General features: G+C 56.8%; 23 protein-coding genes. 8 read left to right on the top strand and 15 right to left on the bottom strand.

Features of this window, described 5'->3' with window-relative positions:
• Window positions 1–222 precede the first annotated feature (222 nt).
• Complete coding sequence (gene purB, locus GOV53_RS17145) at window positions 223–1,527, bottom strand: adenylosuccinate lyase (protein WP_170468614.1); 1,305 nt, start codon at window positions 1,525–1,527, stop codon at window positions 223–225.
• An 89-nt stretch (window positions 1,528–1,616) separates the two neighbouring features.
• On the opposite strand from purB, the gene GOV53_RS17140 reads away from it, so the two are divergent.
• From GOV53_RS17140 to GOV53_RS17130, 3 genes are all read left to right on the top strand, one after another.
• Window positions 1,617–1,949: a hypothetical protein gene (locus GOV53_RS17140; RefSeq protein ID WP_170468612.1), complete on the top strand. Its 333-nt coding sequence runs from the start codon at window positions 1,617–1,619 to the stop codon at window positions 1,947–1,949.
• Window positions 1,950–2,016: 67 nt separating this feature from the next.
• The gene (locus GOV53_RS17135) at window positions 2,017–2,574 is read left to right on the top strand and encodes a hypothetical protein (RefSeq protein WP_254439317.1); all 558 of its coding nucleotides are present in this window, start codon (window positions 2,017–2,019) and stop codon (window positions 2,572–2,574) included.
• A 10-nt stretch (window positions 2,575–2,584) separates the two neighbouring features.
• Window positions 2,585–2,935 carry a hypothetical protein gene (locus GOV53_RS17130; RefSeq protein WP_170468610.1) on the top strand — a complete coding sequence of 117 codons (351 nt, stop codon included), beginning with the start codon at window positions 2,585–2,587 and terminating at the stop codon, window positions 2,933–2,935.
• A 9-nt stretch (window positions 2,936–2,944) separates the two neighbouring features.
• On the opposite strand, the gene GOV53_RS17125 is transcribed toward GOV53_RS17130, so the two are convergent.
• Window positions 2,945–4,159 carry a bifunctional alpha/beta hydrolase/OsmC family protein gene (locus GOV53_RS17125; RefSeq protein WP_170468608.1) on the bottom strand — a complete coding sequence of 405 codons (1,215 nt, stop codon included), beginning with the start codon at window positions 4,157–4,159 and terminating at the stop codon, window positions 2,945–2,947.
• A gap of 232 nt (window positions 4,160–4,391) precedes the next feature.
• Between GOV53_RS17125 and GOV53_RS17120 the strand changes: the two genes are divergently transcribed.
• Entirely contained in the window at window positions 4,392–4,586 is a 195-nt protein-coding gene (locus GOV53_RS17120; RefSeq protein WP_170468606.1) for a hypothetical protein, read from the top strand.
• A 4-nt stretch (window positions 4,587–4,590) separates the two neighbouring features.
• On the opposite strand, the gene dddP is transcribed toward GOV53_RS17120, so the two are convergent.
• Window positions 4,591–5,934, bottom strand: coding sequence for a dimethylsulfonioproprionate lyase DddP (gene dddP / locus GOV53_RS17115; RefSeq protein ID WP_170468604.1), 1,344 nt, complete (start codon window positions 5,932–5,934; stop codon window positions 4,591–4,593).
• A gap of 120 nt (window positions 5,935–6,054) precedes the next feature.
• Between dddP and GOV53_RS17110 the strand changes: the two genes are divergently transcribed.
• Window positions 6,055–6,798 (top strand): heme-dependent oxidative N-demethylase family protein, encoded by a 744-nt coding sequence (locus GOV53_RS17110; protein WP_170468602.1) that lies wholly within the window; start codon window positions 6,055–6,057, stop codon window positions 6,796–6,798.
• Window positions 6,799–6,834: 36 nt separating this feature from the next.
• Here GOV53_RS17110 and GOV53_RS17105 read toward each other — a convergent pair whose 3' ends face one another.
• From GOV53_RS17105 to GOV53_RS17085, 5 genes are all read right to left on the bottom strand, one after another.
• Window positions 6,835–7,746, bottom strand: coding sequence for a hypothetical protein (locus tag GOV53_RS17105; protein ID WP_367648791.1), 912 nt, complete (start codon window positions 7,744–7,746; stop codon window positions 6,835–6,837).
• Between the two features lie 198 nt (window positions 7,747–7,944).
• Window positions 7,945–8,739 (bottom strand): lytic murein transglycosylase, encoded by a 795-nt coding sequence (locus GOV53_RS17100; RefSeq protein ID WP_170468599.1) that lies wholly within the window; start codon window positions 8,737–8,739, stop codon window positions 7,945–7,947.
• Between the two features lie 31 nt (window positions 8,740–8,770).
• Complete coding sequence (locus GOV53_RS17095) at window positions 8,771–9,049, bottom strand: hypothetical protein (RefSeq protein WP_170468597.1); 279 nt, start codon at window positions 9,047–9,049, stop codon at window positions 8,771–8,773.
• A gap of 132 nt (window positions 9,050–9,181) precedes the next feature.
• Window positions 9,182–10,588 carry a type I glutamate--ammonia ligase gene (glnA, locus tag GOV53_RS17090; protein ID WP_170468595.1) on the bottom strand — a complete coding sequence of 469 codons (1,407 nt, stop codon included), beginning with the start codon at window positions 10,586–10,588 and terminating at the stop codon, window positions 9,182–9,184.
• A 33-nt stretch (window positions 10,589–10,621) separates the two neighbouring features.
• Window positions 10,622–10,960: a P-II family nitrogen regulator gene (locus GOV53_RS17085; protein WP_058274017.1), complete on the bottom strand. Its 339-nt coding sequence runs from the start codon at window positions 10,958–10,960 to the stop codon at window positions 10,622–10,624.
• Window positions 10,961–11,129: 169 nt separating this feature from the next.
• Between GOV53_RS17085 and GOV53_RS17080 the strand changes: the two genes are divergently transcribed.
• The 3 genes from GOV53_RS17080 to tig all read left to right on the top strand — a co-directional run bounded on the left by GOV53_RS17080 (window position 11,130) and on the right by tig (window position 15,625).
• A complete protein-coding gene (locus tag GOV53_RS17080; protein ID WP_170468593.1) occupies window positions 11,130–12,683 on the top strand; it encodes an NAD(P)H-hydrate dehydratase in 1,554 nt (517 codons plus the stop codon).
• Window positions 12,684–12,986: 303 nt separating this feature from the next.
• Window positions 12,987–14,111 carry a porin gene (locus GOV53_RS17075; protein ID WP_170468591.1) on the top strand — a complete coding sequence of 375 codons (1,125 nt, stop codon included), beginning with the start codon at window positions 12,987–12,989 and terminating at the stop codon, window positions 14,109–14,111.
• Between the two features lie 182 nt (window positions 14,112–14,293).
• Complete coding sequence (gene tig, locus GOV53_RS17070) at window positions 14,294–15,625, top strand: trigger factor (protein ID WP_170468589.1); 1,332 nt, start codon at window positions 14,294–14,296, stop codon at window positions 15,623–15,625.
• A gap of 97 nt (window positions 15,626–15,722) precedes the next feature.
• On the opposite strand, the gene GOV53_RS17065 is transcribed toward tig, so the two are convergent.
• The 7 genes from GOV53_RS17065 to rpsF form a co-directional block, all read right to left on the bottom strand.
• Window positions 15,723–16,574, bottom strand: coding sequence for an acyl-homoserine-lactone synthase (locus tag GOV53_RS17065; protein ID WP_170468587.1), 852 nt, complete (start codon window positions 16,572–16,574; stop codon window positions 15,723–15,725).
• 96 nt (window positions 16,575–16,670) lie between these two features.
• Window positions 16,671–17,372: a helix-turn-helix transcriptional regulator gene (locus GOV53_RS17060; protein ID WP_170468585.1), complete on the bottom strand. Its 702-nt coding sequence runs from the start codon at window positions 17,370–17,372 to the stop codon at window positions 16,671–16,673.
• A 215-nt stretch (window positions 17,373–17,587) separates the two neighbouring features.
• On the bottom strand, window positions 17,588–18,067 hold the full coding sequence (locus GOV53_RS17055; protein WP_170468583.1) for a lytic transglycosylase domain-containing protein: 480 nt from the start codon (window positions 18,065–18,067) through the stop codon (window positions 17,588–17,590).
• Window positions 18,068–18,208: 141 nt separating this feature from the next.
• Window positions 18,209–18,565, bottom strand: a complete 357-nt coding sequence (locus GOV53_RS17050) for a hypothetical protein (RefSeq protein ID WP_170468581.1) — start codon at window positions 18,563–18,565, stop codon at window positions 18,209–18,211.
• Window positions 18,566–18,795: 230 nt separating this feature from the next.
• Window positions 18,796–19,416 carry a 50S ribosomal protein L9 gene (gene rplI / locus GOV53_RS17045; protein WP_170468579.1) on the bottom strand — a complete coding sequence of 207 codons (621 nt, stop codon included), beginning with the start codon at window positions 19,414–19,416 and terminating at the stop codon, window positions 18,796–18,798.
• Window positions 19,417–19,428: 12 nt separating this feature from the next.
• Window positions 19,429–19,656 (bottom strand): 30S ribosomal protein S18, encoded by a 228-nt coding sequence (rpsR, locus tag GOV53_RS17040; RefSeq protein WP_005982441.1) that lies wholly within the window; start codon window positions 19,654–19,656, stop codon window positions 19,429–19,431.
• A gap of 27 nt (window positions 19,657–19,683) precedes the next feature.
• A complete protein-coding gene (gene rpsF, locus GOV53_RS17035; protein WP_155151103.1) occupies window positions 19,684–20,037 on the bottom strand; it encodes a 30S ribosomal protein S6 in 354 nt (117 codons plus the stop codon).
• Window positions 20,038–20,089: the final 52 nt, after the last annotated feature.

Below are 20,089 nucleotides of genomic sequence, written 5' to 3'. Positions count from 1 at the left end.
CGGCGCACAGGATTGAGTTTGCTTGGAATGACCACTGCAGGCCAGTGCGACCGAGGCTGAGCAAGCAAGGGCCAGTGCGCAGATCAAAGTACGGATCATGTCGGATCTCCTGTATCGGACATTTCCAAACATCATAGCCGGTTTTGCGCGATCTGGCAAAAGTACAAGGCCCGGAACGCGTTGTGCGAACCGGGCCATGCGAACCGTTTGATCAGGCGAGGTTTATTCGCCGAAAACGCGGGTGAAGATCGTGTCGACGTGTTTGGTGTGATACCCGAGGTCGAATTTTTCTTCGATTTCTTCAGGGCTCAGCGCAGCGGTGACATCGGGGTCAGCCAGCAGTTCCTCTTTGAAATCGGTGCGGTGTTCCCAAACCTTCAACGCGTTGCGCTGAACCATGGCATAGGCGTCTTCGCGGCTGACACCAGCCTGTGTCAGGGCCAGCAGTACCCGCTGGCTCATCACCAGGCCGGGGAACTTGTTCATGTTCTCGATCATGTTCTCGGGGAAGATCAGCATCTTGTCGATCACCCCGGTCAGGCGGGCCAGCGCAAAATCCAGCGTGATTGTAGCATCGGGTCCGATCATCCGTTCAACCGAGGAATGCGAGATATCGCGCTCATGCCAAAGCGCCACGTTTTCCATCGCCGGGATCACGGCGGCTCGGACCATGCGAGCCAGGCCGGTCAGGTTCTCAGTCAGGACCGGGTTTTTCTTGTGGGGCATGGCCGACGAGCCCTTTTGGCCCATCGAGAAGAACTCGGCCCCCTCCAGCACCTCGGTCCGCTGCATGTGGCGGATTTCGATGGCAATGTTTTCGATGCTGCTGGCGATGATGCCAAGCGTCGCAAAGAACGCCGCGTGACGGTCGCGCGGGATGACCTGCGTGCTGATCGGTTCGGGGACCAAGCCCAGCTGGTCACAGACATGTTCTTCGACACGCGGGTCGATATTGGCAAAGGTGCCGACCGCTCCGCTGATCGCGCCGGTTGCGATTTCGGCACGGGCATCGCGCATCCGCGACAGGTTGCGGTCCATTTCGGCGTAGAAACGCGCAAAGGTCAAACCCATGGTGGTGGGCTCTGCGTGGATGCCGTGGCTGCGACCGATACGGACGGTATTTTTGTGTTCGATCGCGCGGCGTTTCAGAGCGGCCAGAAGACCTTCGAGGTCGGCGATCAGAAGATCAGCGGCGCGGGTCAGCTGGACGTTGAGGCAGGTGTCTAGCACGTCCGAAGACGTCATACCCTGATGCACGAAACGGGCCTCTTCGCTGCCGACATGTTCGGCCAGATGGGTCAGGAAGGCGATGACGTCGTGCTTGGTGACGGCTTCGATTTCGTCAATGCGAGCGACGTCGAATTCCACGTCCTTGGCTTTCCAGACAGCCTCGGCGTTCTCGCGCGGGATCACGCCCAGATCGGCCATGGCGTCGCAGGCATGGGCCTCAATCTCGTACCAGATGCGGAACTTGCTTTCGGGCGACCAGATGGCGACCATATCGGGGCGGGAATAACGTGGAATCATAAGCAGCGGCACCTTATTGTGTTTGGGCAGGAGGCGATGCGGCGGGGTTTAAACCCGCGCAGGCCAACGAACAAGGCGTGAGTGCGAATATGAGACGGTTTGCCCTGATTTTGGCCTTTTGGCCCGGTTTTCTGACAGCGGAGGAGTTCCGACCGCTGACGGGGGATGAGATTCTGACGGCGCTGTCCGGGCAGAAACTCGATTATGGTGAGGGTATCTGGCAGACCTTCGACGACACGATGCTGACGCAGTATTTTTCGGGTCGCCCCAGTGCAGGACGCTGGGCGGTGCGTGAGGATCGCTATTGCTCGCTCTGGCCGCCATCCGATCTTTGGGCCTGCTACGACGTGCAACAAAGCGGCGATGTGATCCGGTTCGTGGACGACAGCGGTAGCACGACGGACGGGGTTTTCTCGGACTGAAATCACTGGACAAGTCAATGCCGTACGGGTCAACCTGATTGCGATCATGTAATCAGGTTATTTCAATATGCGGATACAATTCATCTCGGCGCTGGCAATTTTCGCCGCGTTTTGGACGGGAGGAGGCCCGGCGTCGGCGGATACTCCGGTCACCTATACTGACAATGGGCGCGCACTGTTCAGCTTTTCGGTTCCAGATTTCTGGGCGCTGCGCACAGGTGGCTCGCGCGAGATTGAGGACACTGAACTGGCCGATCCCCGCGCGGTCGCACGCGTGATGGGGCTGCGGCCCGTCACGGACGATAGCGTCTGGATGGGCTTTGTTTCGCCGGTTGGTGTGGCCTCGATCGACGATGGCCTTCGGTATCTGCAGGACATCGACAAGTTTCTGGTCAAAGACCCAACAGTGACCGGGACCAGCACGACGCGGATTGGCGGTTTGCCTGCGCGTGTGATCCGGGGTTCAGGCACGCGGGAAAGGCGAGGCGTGAACTTCACCGCGACTGTAATTGACCTGCCAAACGGCCGGGTGGCTGTTGCCGTCGCGATCCTGCGAGACGGGGCCGATCCGGCTTATGTGGACGACCTGAACGCCGTATTTGCGTCGTTCCGGTCCCTACAGTGAGGAGGCGCAAATGACTCGCAATCTGATCAAACGCGCAACCCTTGCCCTTGGACTTGGGGCGGCCAGCCTGACACTTTCGGCTTGTGATGGCGTGACCGTCGGAGTGGGGTACGGGTATGACCCATTCTATGACTCGATGCTGTGGAACGACTACTATCACGACGTCAATGTGGATATTGATATCGACCGCCCGGATCGTCCCCGGCCGCCCGACGGTCGTCCCCCGGCGCGCCCCGTTCCGCCCATTGCGAAACCGCCCAACAGACCGCCGATCTCGCGGCCGCCGAACCGGCCCCGACCGCCTGTTGCACGGCCTCCGGCGGCGAGACCGCCGATCCACCGTCCCGCGGGGCGACGCTGAGGCATCGGGTCAGTCCAGCAGCTCGGTCGTAATCTGGGCTGACCCTTCCAGTGTTCTATGCACCGGGCATTTGTCCGCGATTTCCAGCAGTCGCGCGCGCTGATCCGAGGTCAGCGCGCCTTCAAGACGGATTTTGCGACGGAACTGATCAACCTTGCCTTCGCCAGCAAGTCCGGCGTCCTGCGCGTGGACTTTGTTGTGGCATACATCGACTGTGATGCCCTTAAGGGGCCAGCGTTTGCGCCGCGCGTACATGCGGATTGTCATCGACGTACAGGCTCCTAAACCTGAAGACACGAAACCGTAAGGCGACATGCCCCGGTCGGTGCCGCCGTAGGACGCGGGCTCGTCCGCGACTGCATGGTGCCGTGGGCCGGACTGAATGTCTTGCAGAAAGCCTTCGGGATCCGCTTCGGTTACGCGCACAACGCCCTCTGGTGCGCCCGGCGGTGGGGCGGGCGGGCAGAGCCTGACATAGCGCTTTACCCAGGCCGCAATCACATCCGCCGCGTATTCAGCATCTGAGGCGCGAGTGATCAGGTGATCGGCGTCATCAAGCGTCACAAAGCTTTTGGGGTGTTTGGCCGCCAGGAAAATTGTGCTGGCGTTCTCGATGCTTACAGTCTCATCCCGCGGAGCGTGCAGGATCAGCAAGGCGGCCTTCAGTTCCGCAATCGCCGGGAGCAGGGCCGTCTCGGAAATATCGTCGACGAACGCTTTGCCAATGCGGAACGGACGCCCGCCCAACATGACTTCGGCGGAGCCCGCCTGTTCAATTTCCGGCAGCGCGCCTTCAAAGTGATGGGACACGTGGCCGGGATCGGCGGGCGCGCCCAAGGTCACAACGGCGTTGACGCTGGGAATCCCGGCACGGGCGCGCAGCACCGCAGCGCCACCCAGCGAATGACCGATCAAGAGAGCAGGGGCCATATTGCGGCCCGCGAGATACTGCGCTGCCGCGATCAGGTCTTCGACGTTCGAGGTGAAGGTGGTGTTGGCAAACTCGCCACCGGAATGCCCCAACCCGGTGAAATCGAACCGCAGCACAGCAATGCCCATAGCGGCCAGCCGCGCGGCAATCCGGCGTGCGGCTGGGATGTCTTTGGAACAGGTGAAGCAGTGTGCAAACAAAGCCGTCGCCAGAACCGGCCCATCCGGTAAATCCAGGCGCGCGGCCAGTTGGTTGCCGTCGTGACCGGCAAAGGTAATGCGTTCGGTGGGCATGGCGGTTCCTTACTTGGCGGGATGCCCTAATACTGAGTGCATCCGTATGGGCTCTCAACCCCATTGTAAGACGCGTCACGGGAAGGTGAGGATTGGATACAGGTTTGCGTGTGAAAGTGTGAGTTCAATAAATCAATATTTGTGATGTTTAGTCAAATAAATATTCGTTTCACTTATTTTTAGAACGCCCCCATGTTGCGGTCATGGCACTTATTCAGCTCAGGAGGCTCACATGGCACATACCGTATCTGAACCCAGGGGCGTGATGCTGCGTCCGGACGTTTTGATCGCGATCGCGCTGACCGGAGTGATCGGGTTTTCGATTGGTCAGAACTGGCCGCTCGCTTCGTCGGGCACAACGGAAATTGCCGCGCCCGTGTCCGAGGACTGGCACGGCAATGTCCGGCGGTCGCATTGGCCCAACTGAGACGTTAGCTCAGCCCCATGAGCTGCGGATCAAAGGGGTAGGTGGTCAGGTTCTCATATCCGTCTTCGGTGATAAGAACCTGATCTTCCAGCTTAATCGAGAAATCGCCACCGACCTCGCCAACGGCGGCTTCGACGCACAGGACCATGCCGGGTTCCAACGGATAGTCGTATGATCCTGCCACTGCCTTGTCCGGATAGGCGACCAGAGGCCACTCGTCACACAGACCGACACCATGCATGAGGCAGCCGTATTTCTGCGCCTGGAATTTGTCATCCAGTTTATGCGCATTGGCCGTCAGCTCGGGGATCATCACGCCGGGTTTCAGCATTTCCATATTGGTCATGATGTGCTCATGCGCGTGTTGCATCGCGTAGACCATGTCCGCACGGGGCTTTTCGTCGCCGATCCACCACGTCCGAGAGATATCAATGCAGATGCCGTAGGACCCGATCAGGTCGGTGTCGAAGGCGATGATCTCATTTTTCTGCGTGATCCGAGGCCCGCATTCCTGGAACCAAGGATTGGTGCGCTGACCCGAAGCCAGCAGGCGGGTTTCGATCCACTCACCGCCGCGACGGATGTTTTCGGCGTGCAGGACAGCCCAGATGTCATCTTCCGAGGTCTTGCCGTCACCCACGTTGGCGCGGGCGAATTTCTCCATCTCGGCAACGGCGGTCTCGCAGGCGTGGTTGGCGCAGCGCATGGCAAGGATTTCATCCGGACCTTTGATGGCACGGGTCTTTTCGGTGAGCTCTTCACCCTCCATGATCTCGAAACCCTGCGCCTCAAGCGATCGCAGGCCGTGCAGCATGATCTTGTCGACAGCCAGACGCTTGTTGCCGCCGCCGTGTTCTTCGATCAGAACGCGCACCTCGTTCGAGAATACATCGGCGGCCACGTCCACTTTGTCGCCGCGATCAAAATAGAACAGATCCGCGCCTGAGCGTTGCTCGCGCACCAGGGGGTTGAACTTGGACAGGAACGGAGAGTTCTTGTAGTCCCAGATCACCATGTACCCGTCGGCGCATAACAAAACCGCGCGGAACGGGTTATGCGTGTTCCACAGCTGCATGTTGGTGCTGTCCGTCGCGTACCGGATGTTGAGCGGGTCAAAGACCAGCAACCCCCCATAGCCGCGATCCACGATGGCCTGGGTCAGCCGTTTCCAGCGGTATTCACGCATGCGCGCCAGATCGGGCAGGGCAAGCCCGGCCTGCTCCCATTCGGAAAACGCCAGCTGGGTCGGGCCGATCTCGATCCGATCATTTTCGTTCGGGGTGCCGTCGCCAAGGGTTGCGCCCTTGGTTGGGTCAATTTTGCGAGTGTCACGGTAATGCTGATTCATGGCGGCCTCCCTGCCTGTACTCAGCGTGGAGAATCAATCGAGCGCCGTCTTGAAAAATTGCGACCGCGCGATCGTCGCTTTTTGACCGACAGGCCGGATTTCTGATGATAGGTCATCTTCATGACCTGCATTCTACAGACCACGATCCCGTTTAACCCATTGGAACAGCGTCCCTTGCCCGGCATTCAGCCAGCCAGCATGGACAGCTGGTTACACTGCGACGACGCGTTCGCCGCACAGATGCAACACCGCGACCGGCTTTTGTCAAACCGACGTTCGGATGTACTGGCGCAGGATCCCGCTGCCGTTCCCGCTGCGCAAGAGCTGTTGGATCTGGTCCTTGCCCAAGTCTATCCAGACAGCACGGATCACGTGACGCGCCCGGACGGGCAGAGCGTGCAGGTGGACCGCGATCGCCCTTTGGAGACGCTCTGTCGGCTCGTGCAAGAAGACTTCTGCATCCTCCAAAAACATGGCGACGAACATGTGCTTACAGGGGCGATCCTTTGCTTTCCCGCCAGTTGGACCTTGTCCGAAAAATTCATGCGGCCTCTGATCGACATTCATATCCCCGTGGACAGCTATGACGAGAACATTGCCCGACGCGTTCAGCGGCTGTTTGACGGGATACAACCGGGGCGCCCTTTGTGGCGCTTCAACGCGCTTTGGTACGAGGATGCTGAGCTGCATCAGCCGCGTAGCGCAAATGAACGTCGCGACCCGCAGACCGCCAGTTCAGCGAAGTATTTGCGTAGTGAGCGTCAGACATTGCTGCGCCTGCCGCAAACGCAGGCGGTTGTGTTTTCCATTCATACCTATGTGCTTTCAGCAGAGCGGGTGGCCCAAATGGAAAACCCCGCCTGATGGCGGGGCCTCCAAGGAGGGTCATTGATAACTGGGCTAGAGGCCCAGAGCGCCGGCGACGCCCGCGAGTGCTCCGCTTGTGCTGAGAGCGGAGATCGCGACCGTATACGCCAGCACCTGAGTATTCAGGCGAAAGTCCTCGCCCTTGATCAGGTTTACAGCGGCCAACGAGACCGCAATCGGGACCGACACGCTTGCCACGGCACCCGTCAATCCCCAGCTGGATAGCCGGAGAATGTCACTGGGTCGCTCATGGTCGAGGGGGGGCGTGTCGTCCCGATCGGTATTCTGCTCGATAGGTTCTGTCCGAAAAGCGATGCTGAGCAACTGCTCATCCGACAGCTGGATCGGCCGGGCTACTGGTTTCAGCGCCTGTTTTTCTGGCTCATCCAGGTCTTCTGCGTCAGTAACGTCCAGCCCGGCAAACGGGCCTGTCACTGCCTCGAAAATCTGCTTTCTGTTGCGCGGCTTGCTGGGGGTCAAAGAGTCAAACGCGCTCATGAATTGTTCAATGGTCAAAACGGTGTTGGGCGACAGCCATTCAACGCGCTGCGTCGCACAAACGTCGACCATTCGGTAGAGGATCACCACCAGCATCAGTTCAGAGACTTCGCTGTCATCCAGTATGGGGGATACCGGAGTTACGGTGATTGTCAGTCGGTTCTTCGGAAGCGTCACGACCGGCTTTGGGATCGTCTTCAGGCCGGCCGCGCGGTTAAGGCGTTCGTACCGGTCTTCGGTATCCACAACGCGAGTGTCCAAGGTCAAGCGTACCAGATACTGACTGGAAACGATGCTGGCTTCGGTGCTGTTCAAAAGGGTTTTGCGCTCGATCAGGTGACCGTAGTCCTCAAGGGTCTTGGCAACGATTTCGCTGAACCGCTCAATGGCGTCTTCGGCCTTACCGCTGAATTGCAGACCACCGTGATAGCTGTGCTTCGGAGTCACTGCGCTGTCCTTTGTCGCATCCTGTCGTGGAAACAATCTAGCAAGCGATCTGGGACAGATTTGGGCAAAAATGGAAAAAAATGAGAAATCGCCGGGATTGATTACGCTATGGAAACCTAGGCTTTTTAGGGGCCGTTTAATGTCTGTGGCGACAATGTGGCCGAAATCTGCCGCAATTGCCCGATTGTCTGGGCTGCCTCAACCGTCGATTCGGGCGGCCATAATTGCGATGGATTGCTGGTAAACCGAGGCCGCGTTCCACTGTTGAATCACGGCAAAGTTTGGCTGACCCGGTTGATAGCCACGTCCCGGTTTCCACCCCTTCTTACGTAGAAAATTGGCGGTCGAGGCCAATGCATCGGTCATATTGTAAAAATCGACGCGACCATCGCCTGTGGCATCAACGCCGTATTTCATCGCGTTGCCGGGCAGAAACTGGGTGTGCCCAAGTTCGCCATGTTTTGCCCCTTTTGTGGCGGTCGTAATGCTGCCTTGATCGACCAGTTTCAGCGCCCCGATCGCGTGGGGGATAAAGAAATCGGACCGTCGGCAGTCATAAGCGAGTGTTGTGATTGCGGAAACAACCTGACTGTCGCCCATGAAATTCCCGAACCCCGTTTCCATCCCGTGAATGGCGATCAGAACTCCGGCGGGAACTCCGTATTGGCGTTCAAGCGCCGCATAGAATTGCGGGTTGCGCGCCTTTCGTTTGCGCCCTTGCGCCACGATCGTATCTGCACCGCGAACACGCATGAATTTATCCAGTGAGTACTTGAAGCTTTTCTGGTTTCTGTCGGCTGCAATTGTGCGCGTGGCATATTGCGTCTGCGCCAAAGCCTGCAGCCCCTTCTTTTTAACGCCCGCACGCTTGGCCTGCCTGGCAAAGTCGCTTTTCCATGACTCGAACCCGCTGCCGGTATTGCCACAGGTGGCGGCTGTACCGAGGGTCGGCGAGGCCAGAAAGAGTGCAATCAGAACAGCAGGGCGTAGCATGGGGTCCTCAATCTTTGCAGTTACAAGCGGTTTATAATGCGCGTTGGAGGTCAGCCGACGTTAACACAGGTTGGATTTCGATGCTTGCATTCAGCGCGGCAAACAGCGGTTCGTTGATAGAAGGCATACGGGCCTGATCGGTTTCTTCAAAAATGACGATCCCCATGCGTTTGCCATTTTCAAGCGCGAAATAGGCAGCTTCGGCATTCACCTGTTTTACCAAAGCGTCAATCGCCGGGCCAAGCGTGCCGTCTTTTTCGGCCTGATTACCCTTTTCGACCGGTATCGTGAATTTCAGCATCAGGCGCATCGTCCCCTCCCGCGTTGTGTTTCACCGAAGGCTCTGACGTTATTGCGCGCCAGTCAAGCGGCGGCGGGCCGGGGAAAAGAAAAGGGGCGCCCGCTGGGCGCCCCTTAAAGAGTATCCTTCGGAAACTCTTGTTTAGCAGCTGTAGTACATGCCGTACTCAACAGGGTGCGGCGTGTGCTCGTAGGTTTCGACCTCTTCCATCTTCAGTGCGATGTAGCCGTCGATCTGGTCTTTGGTGAACACGTCGCCCTGCAGCAGGAAGTCGTGATCGGATGCCAGAGCTTCCAGAGCTTCACGCAAGCTGCCGCAAACGGTCGGGATGTCGGCCAGTTCTTCGGCAGGCAGATCGTACAGGTTCTTGTCCATGGCTTCGCCCGGATCGATCTTGTTCTTGATGCCGTCCAGACCAGCCATCAGCAGTGCGGCAAACGCCAGGTAGGGGTTTGCGGCTGGGTCGGGGAAGCGAGCCTCGACGCGCTTGGCTTTCGGGCTTTCGGTCCACGGAATACGGACACAACCCGAACGGTTACGGGCCGAATAGGCGCGCAGAACAGGTGCTTCAAAGCCCGGGATCAGACGCTTGTAGCTGTTGGTCGACGGGTTGGTGAAGGCGTTCAGGGTCTTGGCGTGCTTCAGAACACCGCCGATGAAGTACAGCGCTTCGTCCGACAGGTCAGCGTATTTGTCACCTGCGAACAGAGGCTTGCCGTCTTTCCAGATCGACATGTTTACGTGCATGCCGGTGCCGTTGTCACCTGCGATCGGCTTCGGCATGAAGGTGGCCGATTTGCCGTAGGCGTGTGCCACGTTGTGGATGACGTACTTGTACTTCTGCAGCTCGTCCGCCTGCTTGGTCAGGCTGTCAAAGATCAGACCCAGCTCATGCTGACAGGATGCAACCTCGTGGTGGTGTTTGTCGACCTTCATGCCCAGACGCTTCATGGTCGACAGCATTTCCGAACGCAGGTCTTGTGCTTCGTCGATCGGGTTGACCGGGAAGTAACCGCCCTTGACGCCCGGACGGTGGCCCATGTTGCCCATCTCGTACTCGGTGTCGGTGTTCCACGACGCGTCGGTTGCATCAACTTCGTAGGATACCTTGTTGATGCTGTTCGAAAAACGGACATCGTCGAACAGGAAAAATTCAGCTTCGGGGCCGAAGAATGCTGCGTCACCTATACCCGATGCTTTCAGGTAAGCTTCGGCCTTCTGAGCGGTGCCGCGCGGGTCACGCTCATAGGCTTCTCCGGTGTCGGGCTCAACAACCGAGCAGTGAATGCAGATGGTCTTTTCCGCGTAGAACGGATCGATATAGGCGCTGTCGGTGTCGGGCATCAGTTTCATGTCCGACGCTTCGATCGACTTCCAGCCCGCGATGGACGAACCGTCGAACATAAAGCCTTCTTCCAGGAAATCTTCATCAACCTGATCGGCCATGATGGTCACGTGCTGAAGCTTGCCGCGCGGGTCGGTAAAGCGGATGTCGACGTACTCGGCGTCCTCATCCCGGATCAGCTGAAGAACTGCGTCCTTGCTCATGTTTTTCTAGTCCTCTGGTTTGAGATTGTTCGATTACAGCGCTTCCGGGCCGGTTTCACCGGTCCGAATGCGAATGGCTTGTTCGACAGGCGAGACAAAGATCTTGCCGTCGCCGATCTTGTCGGTTTTGGCTGCCGCCACGATGGCGTCGATGGCCGCATCGACCTGATCGTCGTCCAAGACGACCTCGACCTTCACCTTGGGCAAGAAATCTACGACGTATTCCGCGCCACGATAGAGTTCGGTGTGACCTTTCTGACGGCCAAAGCCTTTGACTTCGATCACGCTGAGACCCTGGACGCCGACGTCCTGCAGCGCTTCTTTTACTTCATCGAGTTTGAACGGCTTGATGATCGCTTCGATCTTCTTCATCCCGGGCTCCCTTTAACTCTTGTCAGTTTGGCACTGACCACGTCTAAATTCGGTCGGCAATGTGATTGCGAATTTGGCCCCGGTCGGGCGCTTAGAAAACAGGCGGTGGGTCAAATTTTGATCGAGTTGCATAAAAAGTAAGCGAAAATGAATCGCTGAGGGAATTGAAATGACGCAATTGCTGACTGCAGCACAGATGCGGGCCATCGAACAGGCCGCGATCAAGTCCGGTGAGGTCACCGGTATGGAGCTGATGGAGCGGGCTGGCCGTGGCGTTGTTAAGGCAATTTTCGAAGAATGGCCGGAACTGGCAAAAACCTCTGGTCGCGCGGTGGTTCTGTGCGGCCCAGGGAACAATGGCGGCGACGGGTTCGTCGTCGCGCGGTTGCTGAAAGAGTGGGGCTGGGAGGTTGAGGTATTTCTGTATGGCGACCCTGAAAAACTACCCCCAGATGCGCGAGCGAACTATGAGAGATGGAACGCAAAAAACGAGGTCGCAGTTCATAAGCTCAATCCAGCTCCTTTTGTCGATGACTACCTAAAGTTTCCGCCGGAATTTGATCTTCTTGTTGATGGATTGTTCGGAACCGGTCTGACGCGTCCTTTTCAGGGGGTTTTCACGCTATTGGCGTCTGAAGACGCAAGGCGCCTGATGCGGAGCCACGGCGCACGCGTTGTCGCAATCGATATCCCAAGTGGATTATGCGCCGATAGTGGCCGAGTTCTTGGGAATACTATCGCGGCTGACCTCACTGTTACGTTCGATGACAAAAAGGTCGGCCACATGATCAGCGATGGCCCCGTAAATTGCGGCCGAGTTCGAACCAAGCCAATCGGGCTTCAATCCAATATGTCCAATGACGTGGCTCGGCTTGTTTCCAAAGGGTTTTTTCCATGGGCCAAGACACCGAAGGATCACAAATACTCTCACGGGCACTCACTGATCCTGTCGGGTGGTTCGGGAAAAACCGGAGCTGCGCGTTTGGCTGCCCGGGGCGCATTGCGTATCGGGGCTGGGTTGGTGACGCTTGGCGTGCCTCCGGCATCCCTGCTGGAAGTCGCGACGCAAGTCACGACGATCATGCTGCAGCGAATTGAAGATGGGGATGCGCTGTCAGAAACCCTCGAAGATGAGCGCCTGAATGCCCTGTGTCTTGGTCCGGGAATGGGTCTTGAACGGGCGCGCAATCTTGTGCCTGCGGCCCTTAGGGCAGGGCGCTCGACTGTTCTGGATGCGGATGCGCTGACGGCTTTTGCGGATGATCCTGCCGATCTGTTTGATCAACTGCATGAGACTTGTGTTTTGACACCGCATGGGGGTGAGTTTGCGCGGCTGTTCCCAGATGTTGCGGAACATTTGGCTGCTGTACCAACCAACGGCCCGGCCTATTCCAAGGTCGACGCTACACGCGAGGCCGCCAAGCGGGCAGGGTGCGTGGTTCTGTTCAAGGGGGCGGATACGGTGATTGCGGCACCGGATGGGCGCTGTGCAATTAACTCGGCCCACTATGATCGTTCGGCACCTTGGCTTGCAACGGCGGGGTCCGGTGATGTGCTGGCCGGGTTCATCACGGGGCTGCTGGCACTGGGCTTCGGTCCGATGGAAGCGGCAGAAACAGCGGCGTGGCTGCACGTGGAATGCGCGCGTCTGTTCGGGCCGGGGTTGATTGCCGAGGATTTGCCCGAACAATTGCCCGAAGTCTTCCGAAATCTGGCCAAGTAACGCATGGGCGGAATTTGGCCGCTTTTTTGAGCGTTCGGCAAGAATTAGCCGCAAATATCCACATAAATGCATGTCATTCTTTTTGAAACACATTCCACAGAGTGGCAGACTTGAACAAAAGAATCTCCGGCCGGTCAGAGCGTGGGGGTCAATTTATTGATAAAATTGGAAATTACTTTCTGCCAATTTGAGCCGTGAGGCAGAAGTCCTGGGTGCGAGTTATTCGGTTCTTTGGGTCGTGGGCTGTCACATTGACTTCTCTTTTTGGCGGTATCCACAACCGTAACGTTGATGGTGAAGAAAATGACAGTGAAATTGAAAGTTCTCCCGGTGGCTGCGGTTTTGTCAGCGACCACTGCGATCCCGGCCTTTGCTGATCTAAAATACCAAAACAACAGCGGTGGTTCAGTCGAGCTATATGGTCAGTTCGACCCGGTGATCGTATCGGTCGACGATGGGCAGCAAACCGAGACCCGTTTGCTGGACAACGACCTATCCAACAGCCGCGTGGGCCTGCGTGTCATGCAACCCTATGGCAGCAATGAGTTCATGTTTCGGTTCGAGACGGGCCTGGGACTTCCAAGTACTGCCACAGCAAACCAGAACGGAACTAACACCAATGGTTGGACACGGTCGGATATCCGTCATGTCGATTTCTCGCTCAAGGGCGGGTACGGCAAGTTCTCGGCCGGTCAGGGCAGTATGGCCTCGGATGGGGCTGCGGAAACTGACCTGTCCTATGTCGGGACGGCGCTCTATTCCTTCACGAACGACGAAAACGGTGCCTTCTTCTATCGCGGCGCAGATGGCGTTCTGAGTGACATTACCGTGGGCGACTCGTCCAGTAACTTTGACGGTGGTCGCCGTGGTCGGATCCGGTACGATACGCCGGATTTCAACGGCTTCTCGGCCGCGATTGCCTATGGTCAGAACATCCTGTCCAGCAGCGATGACGACGACTACTACGACATCGCCTTAAACTACGGAAACACTTTCGCAAATGGCATCGAGTTCGCGGCCAGTCTGGCCTATGCCGTCAGGGATTTTGACGATGGTTCAGGCGAACAGAGGGATACGATCGGGTCCGCTTCGGTCCTGTTGCCGAGTGGTTTCAGCTTTACCGCGGCTCTGGGTTCGCGGGACAATACATCAGCCGGTGCCAGTGATCCGAATTATTGGTACACCAAGCTGGCCTATGAAGGCGACTGGGTGTCGTGGGGTAAAACCGGCGTAGGTATCGACTATTTTGACGGCTCAGATTTCGAAAATCAGGGCTCCAGCACCAAATCCTGGGGCATTGCCGTTGTTCAGCGCATCAATGCGATCAACACGGATGCTTACCTGAAATACCGCAACCACGATTTCGACGACACGGTCGATTTTGACAAGAACGAAGCCTGGGTGCTGGGTGCGCTCTGGAAGTTCTGACAACATTTCCCACGAGACAGGATGCCCCGGCCTTGGTCGGGGCGTTTTTTTGTTCAAATCGGCGGCAAAACAAGGCTGATCCGGCCATTGCCCCTTGCACGTGGGCGGCTGGGCAAATAGAAGGCGTCAAATTTGCCCGGCGCGCCGTTTTGCGCGCCCCGAATCCTATGGGGACTACCATAATGCAGGTTACCGAGACGCTGAACGAAGGTCTGAAACGCGGCTACAACATCGTCGTATCCGCAGCTGAGCTGGACGACAAAGTTAACGAGAAACTGGTCGAAGCGCAGCCGGAAATCGAGATGAAAGGTTTCCGCAAAGGCAAAGTGCCTATGGCTCTGCTGAAAAAGCAGTTCGGCCAGCGCCTGTTGGGCGAAGCGATGCAGGAAAGCATCGACGGCGCCATGAACAAGCACTTTGAAGACAGCGGTGACCGTCCTGCGCTGCAGCCGCAGGTCAAAATGACCAACGAAGACTGGAAAGAAGGCGACGACGTACACGTCGAGATGTCCTATGAGGCTCTGCCTGCGATCCCGGAAGTTGACCTGAAATCGGTCGAACTGGAAAAACTGGTCGTCAAAGCAGATGACGCGGCCATCGAAGAAGCGCTGAACAACCTGGCTGAAACCGCTCAGGACTTCAAAGCGCGCCGCAAGGGTTCCAAAGCCAAGGACGGCGATCAGGTTGTGATCGACTTCGTTGGTAAAGTGGACGGTGAAGAGTTCGAAGGTGGCTCGGCCGAAGACTATCCGCTGGTTCTAGGCTCGAACAGCTTCATCCCCGGCTTCGAAGAGCAGTTGGTTGGCGTGAAAGCCGAAGAAGTAAAAGACGTCGAGGTGAAGTTCCCCGAAGAGTACGGCGCCGAGCACCTGGCCGGTAAAAACGCTGTCTTCACCTGCACCGTGAAAGAAGTGAAAGAGCCGGTCGCAGCCGAGGTCAATGACGAACTGGCCACGAAGTTTGGCGCAGAAGATCTGGAAGCCCTGAAAGGTCAGATCGCCGAGCGTCTGGAGGCGGAATACGCCGGTGCATCGCGCGCCGTCATGAAGCGTGGTCTGCTGGACGCGCTGGATGAGAAAGTCTCCTTCGACCTGCCGCCTTCGCTGGTTGAGGCCGAAGCCAAGCAAATCGCACATCAGCTGTGGCACGAAGAAAACCCCGAAGTCGAAGGTCACGACCACGCCGAGATCGAGCCGACCGACGAGCACAACAAATTGGCTGAGCGCCGCGTCCGTCTGGGCCTGTTGCTGGCCGAACTGGGTCAGAAAGCCGAGGTTGAGGTCACCGATGCCGAGATGACACAGGCGATCATGAACCAGGCGCGTCAGTACCCCGGTCAGGAGCGTCAGTTCTTTGAGTTTGTTCAGCAGAACGCTCAGATGCAGCAGCAGCTGCGCGCACCGATCTTCGAAGACAAGGTGATCGACTACATCGTCGAACTGGCGCAGGTTGCCGACAAAGAAGTCAGCAAAGACGACCTGCAGAAAGCCGTTGAGGCGCTGGACGAGGAATAATCCTCGTCTGCCCAACGGGTAATGGGCAAAAAAAATACGGAGCCGTCTGAAATAAGACGGCTCCGCTTTTGTGGCTTTAACTTATGAGGTGAGGGGGTCAGGCCTCATGAGCAAAAGCACGGGGGGAACTGAGCAGAGCATTCTTTTGCTCTGGTGTGAACCGGTCAGAAAGCGCTTCGATCAGCTTTAGGACTGATGCAACTTCATCTTTCGAAGTCGCCGCATTCATCTGTTCTACAAAGTACTTCTCCAGCTGGCTCAAGGGCTGGTGATCGTAGTTTGCGGCACTTGCCTTGACCTTCGACCGCTCGAACAGCTCTAGGGCCTGATCTTCGGTCAGAAAGACATCGTGTTCGATGCCCGCATAGTTGCGAATTCCGGAGATACGCTCGTCCGAGCAATCCATGAGGGCGGCCATTGCCACCACCTTGCCCATGGGCTTTGCGGTGCCAAGGTAATCATACGGAGCGTTGCCCGAACGTTGCAAAACGCGGTTCATCACCGGATCGATCACGGCGATAGAGTCCAACACGCCGGCCGTCTTCGCATATTCGAAGGATCCAATCATGACTTCGCTGGTGACATAGGAAACTGAGTTCACGCCTCGACCACGACCAAGCTTCTTTGTGTCGACGCAGAAACGGGTCGCTTCCCAGACTTGGGCACTGCGGATTGGCGCCTCGCCATCCAGAATCGAATGGAATACGTCCGATAGCATATGTGGCCCGGTTGTCTGCAGTAATCTCATGCACCCAACGACGTTCCCCTCGTCGTTGATGCTGACTACGTGTGCAGGATGAAGATCGTCAAAATGGTCACGCTCGCGCCCGTCAACGATATTCACGTCCCAGCCAAGCCGATCCCCAAACACACGCGCGCGCAGTTTGTGCATCTCATCCAAGACGTCTTTGAACTTATGTTGGTTAATACCATCAATTACGATGATCATTTCCATCCCCCTACAGTCTGGTTACCGTAAGGATTAGGTTAACCAAGTTTTGAACTGAAACTATTGGGGGTTTCCCGTATTTTTTATCTTTTTTGATTATCCAGGGGCAATTAGACCAAGACCAATCGCGCGACCAATGGCCTGAGGTGTTGTCAAAGCACCCAGTTTTTCGCGCCCTGAACGCATGTGAACCTCAACAGTTCGGTGCGAGATTGACAGGATGTCACCAATATCTTGCTGAGATTTTCCGTCGGCGACCCATTGTAGAATCTCTTTTTCGCGCGTCGACAGGGTTGGAAGATACAGTGCCTTGGCCAATAGGCCAGACTGCATCACAGTATCATGCGCCGTAACTGCAGCCATCTGCAGGTCCCCCATGACATGTTTTTTTAACTTCTCCCACTCGGCATCCGAACAATTGCGGGTCACATTCAGTAGGCCGCATTCCCCGTAGGGGCCACGCACCGGGACGGTCAGACCGCGGGATGTAATGCCAAAGTCATGGGCATCCCGGAAAACCGAATGAAACTTTTCGTCATGATCAAATCTGCCCCAGTCCACTGGGGCGATGCTGAGAGCGGATTGGTACAGAGTAGGGTCGAAATGGTGAAAGCCTTGACTTCCATAGTGAATTTTCCATTCATCGGGATAGTTCGCATAACCCTGAACGTCACCTTTGACAGGGTTGAAGGTGGCATAGGACGCATAGTCAAAGCCAAGCTCTTCGCAGACAGCATTAATGATGTCGGCTGCCGACTTCTCTTCGTGGTCGATCGCGGCCAAGTCTATTAGTTTCACCTGTCCAACCCTTGCGGAAGGCATCTCTTTCCCCAAAGAAATGCCAAATCTGTCCATTTCAGTGTGTACGTTGCGTCAACTTTGGTGGCCGACGCAAGGTATTTGTTCAAAACGCTTAGGCATATTGCGTGGTTCCGGCAACATAGTACCCGAGCAAACAAATAAGATACACGTTAATATTGTGTTCATATTTGTGTTGGGATTTCAAGTCTGCGTTATTCCGACCTTAAGCCTGTTTCAACCAACATTCCGCGTGCTTTTGCCTCGGGGTAGTAGCCTTTAGCGTAGAGGAAAATGGCGCGTTTCTGGTCGCCATCTGACAAAAGCCAAGCGCCTCGCAGGTACTTTCCTGCAAATTCCAGATTGGTGTCTGCGTCCAGCAACCCCTTCGGTGTTCCGGTGTAGCCCATCGAGCGCGCCGTGGCAGGCAGGATCTGGAGCAAGCCGTAATAAGGGCGATTCACCGCCCAGGGCCGGTGCGTGCTTTCGCGAACGGCCAGCTTGTGCACCAACTCTCTGGGCAGTTCATAGTGATCCGCCCATTTGTTGATCGACGCGCGTAGTTCTGGCGTCTCATTGGGATAAAGTGGCGGGTCGAATGTCGCTTCCCGGGTGCTGGTCTCGCCGCCACAAGCGGCCAGCGTGGGCAGGGCCAAAAGTGTAACGAGCAAGGTGCGACGCGTGTATTGGGGCATTTGTAGTCTCCGATGGGGGTCGCAATATGATAAACCAGCCATGTGCAACCGCAAGCTGACCAGTTGCGTACGCGCTGAATTACGCCGGGTAGCGAGTCATATTCGTCCCGATTTGACGCCGCATTTATGAACCGTGGGCAGTCACGCTTCGACCTGAAACCACAAGATGATATCGGCAAACCAAATCTTGTTCTCTGTCGCACGGAACTGAACGGTGTTGGTGATTCCCGGGTTCAGGACTGTTCCGGGGAAGGCCTCCCATAGTCCGCGAATGTCACCGCCTGACATGGACGGACCGTATATTAGGGTATCGTTGATCTCGATCTGGAACGCCCCTCCGGAAGGTGTTGCCCAAGCCTTGCAGGCTAGGATCGGTTTGGCACGGTTGGTTCCGAAAATCAGGTTCGAGGGGATCGGGTCGCTGAAAGTCTGGCTTTCGCCGGGGTTTAAAGAGAATGAACCGTCGTTCACGACGATGTAGTCGCACAAGGATGCCATGACGCTTTCTCCTGTCGGATCGCGGTCCGCCCAGATGCGCGATCAGGTAAAATTTCTAAAATAATCAGTCAAAAAATAATACGGCATCGGGCGGCATGGGCCGCGTTCGCCTAAGGTGGCACATTTTTCATAGGATTTCTGCGCCAGGCCTTGGGCAGGTCATTCCTGTCGCAAAACAAAAAAGGCCGCACCCTTCGGCGCGGCCTTTGTAATTTTCCAAGACTACCAGATTATGCTTTGGCTTCGTCTTCTTCTGCCGGAGCTTCTTCGGCGATCAGGTCATCATCTTCAGAAGCGGCGGAACCGATATCGTCGAACAGCTCGGCGATTTCGAATTCTGCGGCTGCTTCTTCTTCAGCGGCCAGTTCCTGGATCGACTTGCCCGAAGCCTGCAGTTCGGCTTCTTCTTCCGAACGAGCAACGTTCATCTTGATTTCAACTTCGACCTCGGGGTGCAGTTTGACTGCCAGCGAGTGCAGACCCAGTTCCTTGATCGGAGCGATCAGGGCGATCTGTTTCTTGTCGACGGTGAAACCAGCCTCAGTAGCAGCGTCTGCGGCGTCACGCGGGGTGACCGAACCGTACAGAGCGCCGGCATCCGATGCCGAGCGGATCACGATGAACTGCTGACCGTCCAGCTTTTCAGCCAGTGCTTCAGCTTCTTTCTTGGTTTCCAGGTTGCGCGCCTCAAGCTGGGCTTTCTGGGCTTCGAACGATGCGATGTTGGCGTCCGATGCGCTCAGGGCTTTGCCTTGGGGCAGCAGGAAGTTGCGGGCGTAGCCGGGCTTGACGTCAACGACGTCGCCCATCTGACCCAGTTTCGCAACGCGTTCCAGCAGGATAACTTGCATATCAGTCTCTCCTTACTTCACAGCGTAGGGCAGCAGGGCGAGGAAGCGGGCGCGCTTGATAGCACGGGCCAGTTCACGCTGCTTTTTTGCCGAAACGGCGGTGATGCGCGAAGGAACGATCTTGCCGCGCTCAGAGATGTAGCGCTGCAGCAGACGGGTGTCTTTGTAGTCGATCTTCGGCGCGTTGTCGCCCGAGAACGGGCAAACCTTGCGGCGGCGGAAAAATGGTTTTGCGGCCATGGTAAATGTCCTTTCGTCAGGCTTAGATCAGCGGCGCTCGCGGCGGCCTTCGCGCTCATCGCGCTTCTGCATCTGGACCGAAGGGCCCTCGGCATGCTCGTCGACCTTGATGGTCAGAACGCGCATAACATCGTCATGCAGGCGCATCAGGCGTTCCATTTCCTGAACGGCACCAGCAGGGGCGTCGGTCTTCAGGAAGGCATAGTGGCCTTTGCGGTTCTTGTTGATCTTGTAGGCCATCGTCTTGACGCCCCAGTACTCGCTTTCAACAACGTTGCCGCCGTTGTCCGCCAGAACGGTGCCGAAATGTTCGACGAGGCTTTCTGCCTGCGCGTTGGACAGGTCCTGACGCGCGATCATTACATGCTCATACAGTGGCATGTGCACTCCTGTTTCTATCAAGGCGCATTTCAAAGGCAGGGTCATTCAACCC

This window comes from Ruegeria arenilitoris (assembly GCF_013035315.1).
Lineage (GTDB): Bacteria > Pseudomonadota > Alphaproteobacteria > Rhodobacterales > Rhodobacteraceae > Ruegeria > Ruegeria arenilitoris_D.
Note: the sequence above shows the minus strand (reverse complement) of the source record. Positions and strands in the feature narration are given on the sequence as shown.

What these genes read in the sequence shown, in the direction of transcription:
- rpsR (WP_005982441.1), bottom strand. Translation starts at nt 19,656, where the DNA reads ATGGCCGCAAAACCATTTTTCCGCCGCCGCAAGGTTTGCCCGTTCTCG.
- GOV53_RS17055 (WP_170468583.1), bottom strand. Translation starts at nt 18,067, where the DNA reads ATGCCCCAATACACGCGTCGCACCTTGCTCGTTACACTTTTGGCCCTG.
- GOV53_RS17130 (WP_170468610.1), top strand. Translation starts at nt 2,585, where the DNA reads ATGACTCGCAATCTGATCAAACGCGCAACCCTTGCCCTTGGACTTGGG.
- GOV53_RS17080 (WP_170468593.1), top strand. Translation starts at nt 11,130, where the DNA reads ATGACGCAATTGCTGACTGCAGCACAGATGCGGGCCATCGAACAGGCC.
- rpsF (WP_155151103.1), bottom strand. Translation starts at nt 20,037, where the DNA reads ATGCCACTGTATGAGCATGTAATGATCGCGCGTCAGGACCTGTCCAAC.
- GOV53_RS17100 (WP_170468599.1), bottom strand. Translation starts at nt 8,739, where the DNA reads ATGCTACGCCCTGCTGTTCTGATTGCACTCTTTCTGGCCTCGCCGACC.
- GOV53_RS17085 (WP_058274017.1), bottom strand. Translation starts at nt 10,960, where the DNA reads ATGAAGAAGATCGAAGCGATCATCAAGCCGTTCAAACTCGATGAAGTA.
- GOV53_RS17075 (WP_170468591.1), top strand. Translation starts at nt 12,987, where the DNA reads ATGACAGTGAAATTGAAAGTTCTCCCGGTGGCTGCGGTTTTGTCAGCG.
- dddP (WP_170468604.1), bottom strand. Translation starts at nt 5,934, where the DNA reads ATGAATCAGCATTACCGTGACACTCGCAAAATTGACCCAACCAAGGGC.
- rplI (WP_170468579.1), bottom strand. Translation starts at nt 19,416, where the DNA reads ATGCAAGTTATCCTGCTGGAACGCGTTGCGAAACTGGGTCAGATGGGC.
- GOV53_RS17110 (WP_170468602.1), top strand. Translation starts at nt 6,055, where the DNA reads ATGACCTGCATTCTACAGACCACGATCCCGTTTAACCCATTGGAACAG.
- GOV53_RS17120 (WP_170468606.1), top strand. Translation starts at nt 4,392, where the DNA reads ATGGCACATACCGTATCTGAACCCAGGGGCGTGATGCTGCGTCCGGAC.
- GOV53_RS17140 (WP_170468612.1), top strand. Translation starts at nt 1,617, where the DNA reads ATGAGACGGTTTGCCCTGATTTTGGCCTTTTGGCCCGGTTTTCTGACA.
- GOV53_RS17065 (WP_170468587.1), bottom strand. Translation starts at nt 16,574, where the DNA reads ATGATCATCGTAATTGATGGTATTAACCAACATAAGTTCAAAGACGTC.
- GOV53_RS17125 (WP_170468608.1), bottom strand. Translation starts at nt 4,159, where the DNA reads ATGCCCACCGAACGCATTACCTTTGCCGGTCACGACGGCAACCAACTG.
- GOV53_RS17095 (WP_170468597.1), bottom strand. Translation starts at nt 9,049, where the DNA reads ATGCGCCTGATGCTGAAATTCACGATACCGGTCGAAAAGGGTAATCAG.
- tig (WP_170468589.1), top strand. Translation starts at nt 14,294, where the DNA reads ATGCAGGTTACCGAGACGCTGAACGAAGGTCTGAAACGCGGCTACAAC.
- glnA (WP_170468595.1), bottom strand. Translation starts at nt 10,588, where the DNA reads ATGAGCAAGGACGCAGTTCTTCAGCTGATCCGGGATGAGGACGCCGAG.
- GOV53_RS17050 (WP_170468581.1), bottom strand. Translation starts at nt 18,565, where the DNA reads ATGGCATCCTTGTGCGACTACATCGTCGTGAACGACGGTTCATTCTCT.
- GOV53_RS17135 (WP_254439317.1), top strand. Translation starts at nt 2,017, where the DNA reads ATGCGGATACAATTCATCTCGGCGCTGGCAATTTTCGCCGCGTTTTGG.
- purB (WP_170468614.1), bottom strand. Translation starts at nt 1,527, where the DNA reads ATGATTCCACGTTATTCCCGCCCCGATATGGTCGCCATCTGGTCGCCC.